Here is a 14,191-nt window from a genome sequence, read left to right on the forward strand (position 1 = left end):
GGTCAGGAGCCGGCCTTTTCCAGGAAGGCCTTGAGGAACTGGACTTTGCTGTAGGCGGTGCCGCCCTGGGCCAGCGGGTCCACGAGGTTGACGTGCATGCTGCCGTTTTTCACGGCGTCGAGGCTTTGGAAGATCGGGTTCTTCTGCAGCTCGTCGAGAGCCGTCGTCGCCTTGCCGTTCTCGTCCTCGGAGAACTGCACGAACAGCACGTCGGGATTCATCTCGGCCAGCTTCTCGATCGACAGCACCTCCTGCTTCTTCGCCGCGGCGATCGCCTCCGGCAGCTGGAAGCCGAGGTCGTCGTACAGCACCGGGTTGAAGAACAGATCCTTGCCGTAGACGTACACTTCGCCTTGGCGGATGCGGACGATGGCGGCGCTCTGGCCGCTCAGCTTGTCGCCGAGCTTCGTCTTGGCGGCCTCGAGGTCGGCCTTGAAGGCGTCGGCCTGGGCGGCCGCTTCCGCCTGCTTGCCGCTCAGCTCGCCGAGCAGCTTGAGGTTGTCCTCCCAATGGGTCGAGACATGGGAGTACGGGATGACCGTGGCGATCTGCTTCAGCTTCTCGACGACGGCCGGATCGAACTTCGTCGAGGCGAGGATGACGTCCGGCTTGAGCGACAGGATCTTCTCGAAGTTCGGCTCCGTCTTCTCTCCGACGGCTTCGGCCTTGTCCGTGATGGAGGCGAACAGCGGAGGGAAGGCGCCGGAAAAGCTGATCGCGCCGACCGGATGCAGGTCGAGCAGGATGGAGTCCTCCATCGCCTCGACGGCGCCGGTGATGACGATGCGCTCGGTGGAGGCGGGCAGCTCGTACGACTCGCCGAGGTAGGTGACGGTTTTCGTGCCGGAGGCTTCGGGAGAAGCGCTCGGCTCGGCGGACGGCGAGGCCGACGGTGCGGCCGACGGGGACGGGCTGGAGGCGGAGCCTCCGGTATTGGATTCGGAGCTGCCGCAGGCGGCGAGCGCTCCGATCGCAAGCAGCAGCAGGGCGGCGAGCAGAACTTTTTTCATGGTGAAACCAGACTCCCTTCGAAATGGACCTTCTATGATAATGATTCTCAATTTCACTTTCATTATCTTAAAAGATCGTCTTCCTCGCCTCCATAGACAAAGGGACGAAAAAGCATGGACAATCGGGAACGGAATGCTCCGAAAGCGCTTGGCAGAGCGGAAAACGGCGGAGCGGACGGCCTCGGAGAAGCGAAGATGGCGGTGCCGGCGGCTGCCGGCCTACGTCTGGCGGCCAAGCAGGGCGAGCGTCTCCTCGCGGATGCGGTCAAGCGCGATCGGCGAATACTCGCGCCAAGGGCTCGAGGCCAGCATCCGCAGCCCGCCGGAACGGACGGCGGGCAGTCCGAGCCAGTCCGGGGACTGGCTGAACCGCCCCCAATGCTCCAGCGTCTCCGACTCCTGGCAGACGAGCAGCCAGATCTGGTCGATGTCGGCATCGCGCAGCCGCTCCAGCGGCAGCGGCGTCCCGCCGTCGCGATGCTCCCAGGAAGCGGCCGGACGACGCACGCCGAGCTCCCGATGCACGAAGTCCATCAGCCCCTCGGAGCCATGCGGATACAGCCGGCCCTTCAGCACGCGCGCGAGCAGCACGGAAGGCGCCGGGCCTCCCTCGATCGCCGAGCGCGCCGCCATGATGCGCCGGTCAAAGGCGGCGGTCCAGCGCTCCGCTTCGGCCTCGAGCCCGAGCCGCCGGCCGATGTCGGCCAGGCCGCCTCTCCAGCTGTCCGGCTGCTCCTCCGGCAGCCGGGCGATCGGCCCGATCGCCGCGAGTCGCCGCAGCACGTCCTCTTCCAGCTCGCACGAGCATACGGTCAGCTCCGGCTGCAGGCGCTCCAGCTGCACCAGGTCCTCCTGCACCTGCGGCTCCGTCAAGCCGTAGCTCAGATGCTGCGGCACGTCGGTTCCCCAGCGCTCGAGGTAATAGCGCATCCATTTTGGATGCATCGGCGCCGCATGCGGCAGCGCGCCGAGCGGCAGCAGATAGCCGAGCGCCGACGCGTTGCCGTAGGCCGCGATCCGCTGCCGCCGCTGCTCCATGTAGCGGGTGGGAGAGACGCCGTGCGCTTTTTTGAACAGGCGGCTGAAATAGAACTCGTCCTCGTAGCCGACCGCATGGGCGACATCCTTCAGCCGGCTCTCCGAGCGGAGCATGAGCTGCTTCGCCTTGGCCAGGCGCAGCTGGGTCAGATGCTCGTGGGGCGTGCTGCCGTATGCCTTCTTGAAGCGCGCGGCAAAATGCTTCGGGCTGCAGCCGGCCAGCTCGGCGAGCAGCTCCAGCGACAGCGGCTCGCGCATATGCTCCTCCATGTAGGCCCGCACCGGCTCAAGCGGCTCGTCCGCCGCCGGATCGGACTCCTCGAGCGCCTCCAGCAGCAGCTGGAGCGCGTCGGCCTGCGCGCGCAAGCGGCCGAGCGGCCGCTCCCCGCCGAATCCGGCGCAGATCGCGCGGCAGCGATCCTGGAGCTGGGCTGCGGCGGGCAGCCGCACCTCGCGCGGCAGCGCGGCGGCGACCGTCGCGGCATCGACCGGACGCAGCTGTCCCGGAACGGCCGCGTCCGGCTCATGCAGCTCGATCCGCAGCAGCGCCGCCGAACCGCGGCTGTCGCCGTCGGCGGCGAGCGCGAACGTGCTCTCCGGCGGGCACAGGTACACGATGCCGCTGCCCATCCGGCTGGAGTCGGCACCCCGCTCCAGCCGGATCTCGCCGCTCAGCAGCACGAGCAGCGCGGGCTGGCGGAGCAGCTGCTGCGTCAGCCCCGGGAGGTCGGGCCCGACCTGCAGCACGGCCGCGTCCCGCAGCCGGATCGTCCAGGCTCCGATGTCGATCGGCGCCAGCGCGGCGCGCGGCGGATCGGACGGCAGGGTGGAGTGGATCATGGCGGTCTCTCCTTTTCATTGAGAATCGTTATCAGTCTAGTGTAAAGCAGATCGTCCCGCCCGGCAAGCCTACTCAGCGGGCGGCGCCTGCGGACGCCGTCGCCGGTCCGGCCGTCCGCGCAAGCGTCTGCGGAGTCCGCCGCTGTCATTCGGGTACCGCTTTCGTGTATGATGGAGGAACCTAATTGTTGGAGGGTTACGATGGATTACATCATTCTCGATATCGAGTTCAACGGGAGAAAGTTCGCGAGCGACAAGCCGATGGAGGTCATCGAGATCGGTGCGGTGCGGCTCGACAGCTCGCTCCGTCAGGTCGACGAATTCAGCTCCTTGATCCGCCCGGTTTATTTTGCCAAGCTCAACAGCTTCATCCGCGAGAAGACCGGCATCCCCCAGGAGGACATCGACGCGGCCAAGGGCTTCGTGCCCGTCATCCGGGCGTTCCTGCACTGGCTGGACCGCAGCGAGGCCTGCACGTTCGTCACCTGGGGCGGCGAGGACCTGAAGCGGATCGTGCTCGACACGAGGATGCACAAGCTCGACGACGCGTACTGGCTCCAGGCGGACTACTACGATCTGCTCAAGATCTATCTGCGCACGCGCGGACTGACCAACGACGTCAGCGTGGAAAAGGCGCTCGAGGAGCTGGGCATTCCGGCCGAGGGCTCGGCGCACCGAGCGCTCGACGACGCGCGCATGACGGCGGAGATTTTCCGCCGCGTCTTCCCCGAGATCCTGCCGGAGAGCGACGTCCGCCGCTACAAGGACACGTACTCCAACGCCAAGGAGCGCCGCATGGTCAAAAACGCCATTCGCGGCCTCGTCGTCCAGAAGACCGCCCCGACGTGGGAGATGGTGGCCGATAAGCTGGCGAAGGCGAAGGTGGACATGGACAACGTCAAAAAAGCCGCCGAGCTGAAGGCCTACTACGACGTCGAGGCCGCCAAGCCGGTCAAGCCGCGCCCTCCGCGTCCCGAGCGGCCGGTTGACGCGGAGGCCGGCGCCGATCCGGCCGACGCCGAAGCAGGCGATGAGCCGGCGGATGGCTCGGCTTCAACGGACGGCGCCGACGCTGCAGGCGCAGCCGACTCGGCGGATTCCGCCACGGCGACGGACTCCAAGCATGGAGCGAACGGCTCGTCCTCTCCGCGGCATCTCCTCTAAAGTTACGGAGAGCTGCGAGCCCGGCCTGAAAAGGACCGGCCCTTCCGCTGAATGGCGGAGAGGCCGGTCCTTTTCGCATGGCGCCGAGCAGGCCGGAAAACCGAGCAAGTCGGGAGAGGGGAAGGCCGAACGGACGGAGTTGCGCGGAAAAACCGAGCAAGTCGGGATAGTGGAAGGCGGAACGGTCGGAGTTGCGCGGAAAAACCGAGCAAGTCGGGTGAGGGGAAGGCGGAACGGTCGGAGTTGCGCGGAAAAACCGAGCAAGTCGGGATAGTGGAAGGCGGAACGGTCGGAGTTGCGCGGAAAAACCGAGCAGCTCGGGTGAGGGGAAGGCCGAACGGACGGAGTTGCGCGGAAAAACCGAGCAGCTCGGGTAGAGCGGCGCCCAGCGGCCGGCCGCGGCCGCAAGGCTCCGTCTCCGGAGCCATCCGATCGCTCATGGCTCAGCCTCAACCTGCGGCCGGCTCCTCCGTCAGCTCCAGCACGACCGGGCAATGGTCGCTGCCGAGCACCGCGCTGTCGATCTCCGCAGCGGCGAGCAGCGGGCGCAGCCGGTCCGATACGAGGAAATAGTCGATGCGCCAGCCGATGTTCCGCTCCCGCACCTTGGGCATGAACGACCACCAGGTATAGGCGTCCGTCCGGTCCGGATGCAGATGGCGGAACGTGTCCGTGAAGCCGCTCTCCAGCAAGGCGCTCGTGCAGCCCCGCTCCTCGTCGGTGAAGCCCGAGTTGCCGCGGTTCGGCTTGGCGTTCTTGAGGTCGATGTCCTGGTGGGCGACGTTCAGATCGCCGCACAGGATGACCGGCTTGACGGCGTCCAGTCCTTTGAGATATGCCAGCATGCGGGCTTCCCATTCCAGCCGGTAGGGCAGCCGCGACAGATCGCGCCGCGAGTTGGGCGTGTAGACGTTGACGAGGTACCAGCCGTCGAACTCCAGCGTCAGGATGCGTCCTTCCTCCTCGAAGTCGTCCTCCAGCCCGTACCGCACGGACAGCGGCAGCTTGCGCGTCCAGACCGCCGTGCCGGAGTAGCCCTTGCGCGCGGCATAATTCCAGAACAGATGGTAGCCCTCGCCGTGCTCCAGCTCGATCTGCCCCTCTTGCAGCTTCGTCTCCTGCACGCAGAAGACGTCGGCGTCCATCGCCTCGAAGTAGTCGGCGAAGCCTTTTTTCACGCAGGCTCGCAGGCCGTTGACGTTCCATGATACGAGCTTCAATTCGCTTCTCTCCCTGCTGTCGTGATCGTCCGTCCAGTGTAGCACGGGGGGACGAGCGTTGTCAGCGGAAGGGAAAGGAAGCGGCCGCAAGGCTCCGAGACGAAAAGCCGCTGCAATGCGGCCGAAAAGCCCGCGCCAGGACGACGGTGGCGGGCATTGGCGGAGCAGCAGGTCCGAGCTGGCAGCGGCCGGAGCGCCAGCCCGTGCGAAAGCCCGCGAGCAAGGACAAAAACGCCCTTGCTCGCGGGCTTTCGCTTGGCGGTCAGGATGGACTCAGGTGGCGGGCCGTCTCGGTCCGGTAAGCTCCGATGGCGGGAGCGAGGCCGGATACGATGCCGGCGGCGAGTACGAGCGCCGCGAGGCCGATCGAGGACCAGTCGAAGCCCAAGGGTAAAGCGATGGATACGTGAGAGCGGGCGTAGCCGGCCAGCGCGGCAGCGAGCCCGTAGGCGCCGAGCACGCCGAGCGCGCAGCCGAGCCCGGTCATGAGCGCGGATTCGAGCAGCACGATGGCCATCACCTGCCGCCGCCCGGCTCCGAGCGAGCGCAGGATAGCGACGCTGCGCCTGCGCTCGACCGCCGAGCTGTACAGCGAGAGGCATACGGTCAGGCCGGCCATGCCGAGCAGCACCCAGCCGATGCCGCGCAGCGCCTGCTCCCCGCTGCCCATCATGTCGAACAGCATGGCGAGCGTCTGGCCGGGCAGGACGGCCTGCGCTTCCTCGCCGGCGTTCGTCTGCTGGTACAGCTTCATCAGGCCGATGTAGCTGTTCGGCTTGACGAGGATCGCTGTCACGCCGTGAGCCGCCTCGTCTTCCGGCGACTCGTCCGCATGGGCCTCGCCGCCGCCAACGGCATTCTCGACCACATGAGCCTCGCCGCCTGCCGCCGCCTCGTCCGCGCCATGATCATGGCTTTGCCAATAGCTTTCCATGCTCACGTAGATGCCCTGATCGGACGGGGCGTGCAGCCGCTCCAGGATGCCGACGACCGTATACGGATGCTCGCCGTGCTCGTCCGGTTCGGCCGATGCCGCGACGCCATGCTCCGACACGAACGTGTCGCCGATGCGCAAGCCGTCGCGGGCGGCGACTTCCGCGCCGACGACCGCCTCGAACGGCTGGTCGAACAGCCGGCCCTCGCGCAGCTTGAAATAAGGCGGATCGGCCGGCCGGGCGCTCAGGCCGAAAAAGGCCGGCGTCGTGCCGACGAGCCTGCGGCCCCGGTACTGGTCGCCGAGCGCGAACGGCACGGCCGTCCGAATCTCGGGATCGGCGGCGAGACGTTCGTAGTAGGCATAGCTCAGGTTGGCCAGCGGTTTGTCCATGAGGAAAATCGTATTGAATACGAGCTGGTTGGCGCTGCCCTTGGAGCCGATGAGCAGCCCGAACGGCTCGCTCGCCCGCTCGATGCCTTGCCGCGCTCCGCTGGAGAGCAGGAGCACGGCGAGCGTCACCGACAGGCCGATCATGACGACGGCGGCGGTAATCAGCGTCTGCGCCCGGCGGGCCATCAGGCCGCGCCAGGCCATGGAGAAGAGGGACATGTCGATCGGACCTCCTTATGCGGTCGAAAGGATGAGGCGATGCGTGGAGGCCGGAAGGGGCCGCATGTCGCTGTCCTGTCCTTCCGGCGAACCGCGCAGGCGAGGACGGAGCGCAGCGAACGGCGCGCGGTCTCCAGACGCTCCATGCGGGCCAGATCGCGGTCTGCAGCGGCTCCGCGCACCAGAGTCCGTCAGGCGAGCCGAACGGCGGCGGGCCGCGCCGCCAGCTCCTTGATGGATACGGACCGCTCCATGCGCGCGGCCATCTCCGGATCGTGCGTGCACAGCAGCAGCGCCGCTCCGGAAGCGGCGGCCGAGCCGATCAGCAGCTCCATGACGCGGGCCGCCGTCTCGGGATCGAGGCTCGCCGTCGGCTCGTCCGCCAGCAGCAGCGCCGGCTCGTTGACGAGCGCGCGGGCGATCGCGACGCGCTGCTGCTGGCCCTGGCTGAGCTGGCGGGGCAGATGGTCCAGGCGGTCGCCGAGACCGGCCCGCTCGAGCAGCTCGGCCGCGCGCTCGCGCTGCCGCCGCTTGCTCAGGGAGCTGCCGAAGGCGGCCGCGGCAAGCACGTTCTCCAGCGCGGTGAAGCCGGGCAGCAGCTGAAAGCTTTGGTGGACATAGCCGACCTGGGAGGCGCGCAGGCGGTCGAGCGCGCTTTCCTTCATCGTCTCCAGCCGCTCGCCGAGCAGCGTGATCGAGCCGGAGCTCGGACGGACGATGCCGCACAGCAGATGGAGCAGCGTGCTCTTGCCGGACCCGCTCGGACCGACGAGCGCCACGCGCTCGCCTCGATCGAGCTCCCACCAGGGCACCTCCAGCACGGTCAGCTCCGTTCCGTCCGGAGCGCGGTAGCGCTTGACGACATTCTCCAGGCGAAGCAGCGTCATGACAGCACCTCCGTCTTGTCGGCGACGATGCGGATTAGGCTGACGAAGCCGGTCTCCTCGTCGGTCTGCGAGCCGATGCTGAGTGTCCCGGTCACCTTCACCTGATGCTCGGTCGGAGTCAGCTCCTTGCCCTCGGGCAGCTGGATGACGACGATGTCCGACGGCCAGTCCGCATCCGAGGAGCAGAACGGACAGACGGCCAGCGGGATGCGGGTGAGGACGAAAAAGCGGACGGTCGCCGTCAGCGGAGGAGCCATGTAGCCGGTCATTTCCACCTTCATGCCGTCCAGCTCCTTGAGCTTGTCGGAGAAGGCGAGGCCGCGCACGCTCTCCTTGCCGTACAGCTCGGAGAAGCGGATCGTCGCCGGGCCGTCCAGGCTCTGCCGAACCGTTGGCTTGACGGCAGGAGAAGGAGCAGCGGTCCGCAGCGGGCTTGCAGTCGGCGAGGCGGACATGGCCGGAGCCTGCGACGGAGCGAAAGACGGGACGGAGGAAGGGGCTGCGGGCGAAGCGGAAGCCGCTCCCGCCGAGGCGGGAGCGGCAGCCGGCGCGCCACTCGCGGCGGCGTGCGGCGACGGCTTCGACGCCGTGCCCGCAGGAGCGGCGCTCGCGGCGGACGGAGCGTCCGGCGAAGCGCTGGCCGCCGGCTTCGCCGAGGCGCCCGGCGCCGAGGCTCCGCCATTCGGCGAAGCGTCTGCGGAGGAGCCGCTCGCGGCCGCCTCGCCGCCCGCTCCAGCCGCTTCGCTGCTCGCCGCTGCCGCTCCGGCCGCTGCCGGCGCCGCTGCCGCCTCAGAGCCGTTCGCGCCGCCGCGCGCCTCGCTGCCGCGCACCTCGCCGCCCGCCGCGAGCGAGCCGTCTCCGCTCTGCGCCGCCGCAGCCTGCGGCTCGCCGGCTGCGCCCGGCTGCGCCCCGGCAACGGCCATCGGCTCTCCCTCTAGAGGGAGAGCCGGGGCTCCGCAGCCGCCCAGCAGCAGCCCGGCCGCCGCGAGCCCCGCCACGATGGCGGAGGCGCGGCGCGGCACGAGGCTGCAGGCGCCAAGCACTGCGCTGCGGCTCCTCATCGGCTGAGGGAAGCCAGCAGCGAGTCGCTGGAGACGATCAATTTGCCGTTCTCGGTCTTGAACTTCAGGGGAACCGTCTGGCTGCCCTTTTTGGCGATGCCTTTTCCGTGATAGAGCACGAGCGTCGTTCCGCCGGCCTTGACGGTCGAGACGGCCGTTTTGGCATCGTACGTGCGGCTGCCGCCGAGCGAGCGCAGGAACCCGTCCAGCTCGATCCAGTTCTGCTTGGCGTCGAGCTTGCTGCCGTCGAGGCGCAGCCCGAGCGCCTGGGCCATGCCGAAGAATACGTCGGTATTGTCGAGCGTGCCCTTGAAGTACTCCGCTCCGGGACCATGCGCCATCAGCGGAACGTCGTCGGCCGAATGCACCTCGGTGCCCTCGGACTTCGGCAGCGTGCCGGTGTGCAGATACTTGTCCTTGTCCTCGGCCTTCGGATCGGCGAGCGTGCCGGGATTGGCGATGTAGGCGTCGCCCGACAGCACGGCCGGAGCCTGCGGCACGGCGCTGAACTTGTAGTCCTCATAGTAGTCCGGCGTCGCGCCGAAGACGACGGCCAGCTTGCGGTCCACGTCCGGCGAGTCCGGGAAGCCGTCCTTGTCGGCATCGACGTACGTCGGGAACTTCGACTGCTCGTACGTGCGCACCGCCTCGCGGCCGGTCTTGCCGTCGCCTTCCCAGTACGTGCCGGCGATGCTCGTGGAGTGGGCATGGTCGGCCGTCGCCACGACGAGCGTGTCGCCGCTGGCGTCGGCATAAGCGCGGGCGAGGCCGATCGCCTTGTCCATCTCGATCGTGTCGTAGGCGGAGCGCTCCCAGTCCATCGTGTGCAGCTGCTTGTCGATGCTCGCGCCCTCGACGACGAGGAAGAAGCCGTTGTCGTTCTTCTTCAGCACGTCGATCGCCTTTTTCGTCATGTCCCAGAGCGTCGGCTGGTCGGTGAACGACTTGAGCGCCGCCGCGTTGCCCGTGGAGCGGTCGTAGTACACATTCATGTCGCCGGTATGGAACAGGCCGAGCAGCTTGTCCGGCGTGCCGGAGCTTTTCAGGCCGGCCGCGCTCTCGACGAACGTATAGCCCGCCTTTTCAAAGCCGCCGATCAGGTCCTTCTCGTCCTTGCGCTTGGAGCCCGGCACGGACTTCGGCAGGAAGTACGCCGAGCCTCCGCCCATCACGACCTCCGGCTGCAGCTGCAGCATCATGTCGGCGATCTCGGCCTTGTCGGCGCGGCGGCGCGTATGGGAGACGACCGCGGCCGGCGTGGCGTCCTCGATCTCGGACGTCGTCACGATGCCGACGGACATGCCGCGCGAGCGCTTGAGCATCTCGGCCAGCGTCTCGACCTTCGGATCGTCGAGCGAGTTCTCCGTATTGTCGGGGTAGATGCCGAGCGCGTTCACCGCCGATTTATGGCCGGTGTTGTAGGCGCTCGCGCTGTTGGCGGAGTCGGTGACGAGGGAGTCCATGCCCGACGTCGTCACGACGGCGCGCTGCTCCAGCTTGTCCAGCTCAAGCAGGCCGTTGTACTTGCCCTCGGTCAGTCCCTTGGACATGACGCGGGCGATCGTGATGCTCGGCTGGGCCATGCCGTCGCCGACGAACAGGATGACGTTTTTCGCCTTGCGGCCGGCCTGCTCCGTATTCACGACTTCATACTGCACGGTGCGCTTCAGGCTGCCGGCCTGGACGGAGACGGAGACAGGGCCGGCCTTGGGGAAGGAGACGTCGCGGACGGTGAATTCGCGGCTCTTGGCGGTGGAGGTCAGCTCGAGCTTTTTGCCGAAGACGGCTTCGGGGCTCTTGCCGTTGATCGTGATGCGGACGGTCGAGGCGTCGCCCGTCCAGTCGTTCAGCTCGACGCGAAAATCGAACTTCGCGCCAGCGAGGAACTTGGCCTGGTGGATCGGGGCGATGTAGATGGACGGGGCGGCATTCGCCGTCTCCGCAGCTTCCGCGGCCGCGGCGGGCTGCGGGCCGAGCTCGGCGAGTCCGGCTCCGCCGACGGCCGTCGCGGCGGCCAGCATCGCCCCGAGCAGGATGCGGCTCGTCTTGCTTGATTTTCTCATCTCAAAAAACCCTCCCAAGAGAATTAGGTATGAACGAGTGCTCATCCGTTATCTTAAGAGGGCTTTATGCGGGGTTGTTTATCGGCAAATAGTTTATTTGTAAATTATTCCGCCTTCTCTGGCGGGCCGCTCGCCGTGCCGTCCGCGAGCAGCGAGCCGTCCGGACGGTTGCCGAGCTGCAGCTCGCGGATCGAGTAGCCGAAATCCATCTGCAGATGAGGGTTGTCCTTGAAGCCTTCCCAGTCGCCGCCCCAGCTGAAGCCGAGCCGCTTGGCCATGTCGGCGACCTCGAGCCAGTCGGCCCGGCCGTTCTTGTTGCCGTCGTACTCCATGTCCCAGATGATGTCGCCGGAGCGGTCCTTCAGGGCGAAGTCGATCGCGAGCCCGTAGTTGTGGAACGACTCGCCGCCCTTGGCATGGGTGACGATGCGGCCCTCGCGATCCCGTCCCTGGGCGTAGATCTCGTCCTGCTCGGCCTCGCTGCGGAAGCCGTCAGTGAACACGACGGCGATGCCGGCGGCCTTCGCCTGGGCGGCGAGCCGCTCGCTCGCCGCCCGAACCTCGGGATGCAGGCCGGCGACGGGCGGCACGTCGCGGTACAGGCCTTGCGGCACGATCTTGTCGAACGCCCGCGGCAGCTCCAGCTTGAGCAGGGCGAGCGTCCCGGCGGCCAGTCCGGCGACGATGAGCAGCCCGCCCAGCGGGCTCCGCTTGCGTCGCGGCTTGCGCCGGACGGCGGCGCGGGCGTCTGCCCGGGCGGGGGCTGGTGTCGGTCGAGGCATTCCCATGTGCGTCTCCTTCGCTGGCGTAGTCTTGGTTGCGCCTTGTCTATGTGTTCTAATGAAGACGATCGAGCGGGCGGGAAGGCTTCGCGAGCAGCCGCTTGTACGTCTCGATGGCGCGGGCGCGCGACGCCTTGAGGTCGACGACCGCCTGCGGCGAAGGCTCGTGCACGGCGGCGGCGGACCATCCGGCCCGCTCGGGCAGCCAGCGCCGGATGTAGGCGCCGTCCGGATCCCAGCGCTTGGACTGGACGACCGGATTCATGATGCGGAAGTACGGAGCGGCGTCGAAGCCGAGCGAGCTGCTCCACAGCCAGCCGCCGCGGTTCAGCGTAGCGTCGTAGTCGAGCAGCTGCTCGCGGAACCATCGCTCTCCCGCCGTGAACGGCGCCAGCAGGTTTTTGCACAGGAACATCGCCGCGATCATGCGCAGCCGGTTCGGCAGCTCGCCGGTCGTCCGCAGCTGCGTCATCGCCGCGTCGATGAGCGGGATGCCGGTGCGGCCTTGCCGCCATGCCTCCGCATGCCGCTCCGTCAGGCCGGACAGGTCGACCTGCTCCTCATAGCGGAAAAAGTCCGCGTCGAACCGCGCCTGGTACAGGTAGAACTCCCGCCAGGCGAGCTGGCGGATCCAGCTCTCCGCGCCGGAGCGCGCCGCCGCGGCCGACGGATCGCGCGGCGCGGAGCCCGGGCCTTCGCCGCTGCCCGGCAGCGCCAGCTCGAGCTGGCCCGCGGCGTCCGCCCGCCAGTCGGCCGCTCCGCCGAAGGCAAGCGGCTCGCGCCCGTCCTCGGTCCGGGCGGCATCCAGGGCGAGGCCGTAGGCGCGCCGGGCCGACAGCGCGCCGACGTTCAGCCAGCGCGAGAGGCCGCTCCCGGCATCCAGCGCGTAGCGGTCGCGCAGCTCCTCGTACGCCTGCAGGCTGCCGCCGAGGAACCGCTCCAGCTGCCGCTCGGGCCGCTCGTCCTCCGGCACGGGGGCCGCGAGCAGGCCGGCCAGCTCGCCCGGCACGCTCCAGCTGCCGCCGCCGGAGAGCCGGGCGATCGGCAGGCCGCCGGCAGCGACGGCCGGAGGCGGCGCGAGCCGCGAGCGGACATAACCGTTCCACGCCCGGTAGAACGGCGTGAACACGCGGTACGGCTCTTTTCTTCCCGTCTGCTCCTGGAACGCGTCCAGATCGGCGAGCGGCACGTCCTCCAGCGCCGTCCAGCGCACGCCCCGGCTGCGGCAGACGGCGGCGAGCCGCTCGTCCCGCCGCCGCGCATAAGGCGTATGGTCGGCGGTGACGACGACCTCGCGGATCGGCTCCCGCTCGAGCAGCTCGTCCAGCACGAGGGCGGGATTGCCGTGCAGCAGCTGCAGCTCGGCTCCTTGCGCCGCATAATCCCGCAGCAGCAGACCGGCCGCCCGCAGGAAATGCCGTCCGGGATGGGACTCGGCGCGGCCGTCCCCGAGCTGCGCCGGGTCGAGGATCAGCGCATGGATGCCCGGCATGCCAAGGCTGGCGGCGTAGTCGAACGCGCGCAGATCGCCCGCTCGGAGATCCTTGCGGTGGATGAACAGATACATGTCCTTGCCTCCTTGGATCGGCCGCGGCCGATCATGCTCTTTCCGTACTACCCTGCCGGAATGCAAACAAACCGCAGCAGGCGCTCCGAGGGGAGGCTTGCTGCGGTCTGCTCGTCCGACTTCGAAAGGCTTTTAATCGACGTCCGGACCGCCGTCCGGCTGGTCGGCAGCGTCGTCCGCGTACTTCTCGAACGTCTTTTCGTCCATGACGCGGCGGGCGGACATATAGCGCTTGGCGTAGTAGGACTCGCTCAGCTCGCTGATCGTCACGCCTCGGCTTGAGGAAGCGTGAGCGAACTTGCCGTCGCCGACGTAGACGCCCACATGGGAGACGCCCTTGCCGCTCGTATTGAAGAACACGAGATCTCCCGCCTTCAGGTCGTCTTTGGCGACCTTCTTGCCCATGGCCGATTGAGCCGCGGACGAGTGGGGGAGCGTGATCTTGAACTGCTTGAACACGTAGGACGTGAAGCCCGAGCAGTCGAAGCCTTTCGAGGTGGTGCCCGCCGACTTGTACGGCGTGCCGATGACGTCGCTGATGACGCCGTCCATTTTGGATCCTGCCGATGCGCTTTGCGCGCCTGCCGAGAACAGCAGGGCAAGTCCGAGTGCGATTGCTGCGGCTTTCTTCTTCAAAGCTGAAGTGCTCCTTCCAGAGCCTACGAGGTTAGCTGTGGGGTTCGGTTGAAGGTTCCCTATGATTTCTCGGCCTTCCTGCCTTGCGGCGAGGAGGGCGAAATCAATTCACCCTGAGATGGTTCCCCCGTTTCCATAGTCATGGAACTCGGCATGTTTGAACTGCTTCTGGAAGTGGTATTCTTTTCTTTAAGCTATTTTCCTCCCTTTCCCGACATTTTCTCATAATTCTCATGTTGAAAGAGACAAATGACAGCGCTTGCTTCGGGGGCTGGAGTCGAATCGACGCCTCTGCCGGCGGGCCGCTTCGGCTCTGCCGCATCGAAAAAAAGCGCCCCTCGCGAGGGGCGCTTTTGCGGTCGGCGCGTCGTTCGCGC

The 14,191-nt window shown here is 67.5% G+C and carries 11 protein-coding genes and 1 riboswitch; of the genes, 1 reads left to right on the plus strand and 10 read right to left on the minus strand.

What is annotated here, in order from left to right:
- Positions 1 to 2: 2 nt before the first annotated feature.
- Together B8V81_RS10495 and B8V81_RS10500 are read right to left on the minus strand one after the other, a co-directional pair.
- Positions 3 to 1,010, minus strand: coding sequence for an ABC transporter substrate-binding protein (locus B8V81_RS10495; RefSeq protein WP_028600661.1), 1,008 nt, complete (start codon positions 1,008 to 1,010; stop codon positions 3 to 5).
- A gap of 219 nt (positions 1,011 to 1,229) precedes the next feature.
- Positions 1,230 to 2,888 carry a helix-turn-helix domain-containing protein gene (locus tag B8V81_RS10500; RefSeq protein ID WP_028600660.1) on the minus strand — a complete coding sequence of 553 codons (1,659 nt, stop codon included), beginning with the start codon at positions 2,886 to 2,888 and terminating at the stop codon, positions 1,230 to 1,232.
- A 201-nt stretch (positions 2,889 to 3,089) separates the two neighbouring features.
- Here B8V81_RS10500 and B8V81_RS10505 point away from each other — a divergent pair, with 201 nt between their 5' ends.
- Positions 3,090 to 4,052, plus strand: coding sequence for a 3'-5' exonuclease (locus B8V81_RS10505; RefSeq protein ID WP_101808332.1), 963 nt, complete (start codon positions 3,090 to 3,092; stop codon positions 4,050 to 4,052).
- Between the two features lie 449 nt (positions 4,053 to 4,501).
- On the opposite strand, the gene B8V81_RS10510 is transcribed toward B8V81_RS10505, so the two are convergent.
- The 8 genes from B8V81_RS10510 to B8V81_RS10545 form a co-directional block, all read right to left on the minus strand.
- Positions 4,502 to 5,272, minus strand: coding sequence for an exodeoxyribonuclease III (locus B8V81_RS10510; RefSeq protein ID WP_028600659.1), 771 nt, complete (start codon positions 5,270 to 5,272; stop codon positions 4,502 to 4,504).
- Positions 5,273 to 5,534: 262 nt separating this feature from the next.
- Positions 5,535 to 6,818 (minus strand): ABC transporter permease, encoded by a 1,284-nt coding sequence (locus B8V81_RS10515; RefSeq protein WP_028600658.1) that lies wholly within the window; start codon positions 6,816 to 6,818, stop codon positions 5,535 to 5,537.
- Between the two features lie 191 nt (positions 6,819 to 7,009).
- Entirely contained in the window at positions 7,010 to 7,705 is a 696-nt protein-coding gene (locus tag B8V81_RS10520; protein WP_174817718.1) for an ABC transporter ATP-binding protein, read from the minus strand.
- Entirely contained in the window at positions 7,702 to 8,748 is a 1,047-nt protein-coding gene (locus B8V81_RS25530; protein ID WP_101808333.1) for a hypothetical protein, read from the minus strand. Before B8V81_RS25530 ends, B8V81_RS10520 begins: the two co-directional genes overlap by 4 nt.
- A gap of 14 nt (positions 8,749 to 8,762) precedes the next feature.
- Positions 8,763 to 10,829, minus strand: a complete 2,067-nt coding sequence (locus B8V81_RS10530) for an alkaline phosphatase (protein WP_101808334.1) — start codon at positions 10,827 to 10,829, stop codon at positions 8,763 to 8,765.
- A 104-nt stretch (positions 10,830 to 10,933) separates the two neighbouring features.
- Complete coding sequence (locus B8V81_RS10535; protein WP_244912748.1) at positions 10,934 to 11,617, minus strand: M15 family metallopeptidase; 684 nt, start codon at positions 11,615 to 11,617, stop codon at positions 10,934 to 10,936.
- 49 nt (positions 11,618 to 11,666) lie between these two features.
- Positions 11,667 to 13,178: a cryptochrome/photolyase family protein gene (locus B8V81_RS10540; RefSeq protein WP_244912749.1), complete on the minus strand. Its 1,512-nt coding sequence runs from the start codon at positions 13,176 to 13,178 to the stop codon at positions 11,667 to 11,669.
- A gap of 132 nt (positions 13,179 to 13,310) precedes the next feature.
- A complete protein-coding gene (locus tag B8V81_RS10545; RefSeq protein ID WP_101808336.1) occupies positions 13,311 to 13,814 on the minus strand; it encodes a C40 family peptidase in 504 nt (167 codons plus the stop codon).
- 5 nt (positions 13,815 to 13,819) lie between these two features.
- Positions 13,820 to 13,978: riboswitch (cyclic di-AMP (ydaO/yuaA leader) on the minus strand.
- Positions 13,979 to 14,191 lie beyond the last annotated feature (213 nt).

It is taken from the genome of Paenibacillus pasadenensis, assembly GCF_002864175.1.
Taxonomy (GTDB): Bacteria; Bacillota; Bacilli; order Paenibacillales; family Paenibacillaceae; genus Paenibacillus_O; species Paenibacillus_O pasadenensis.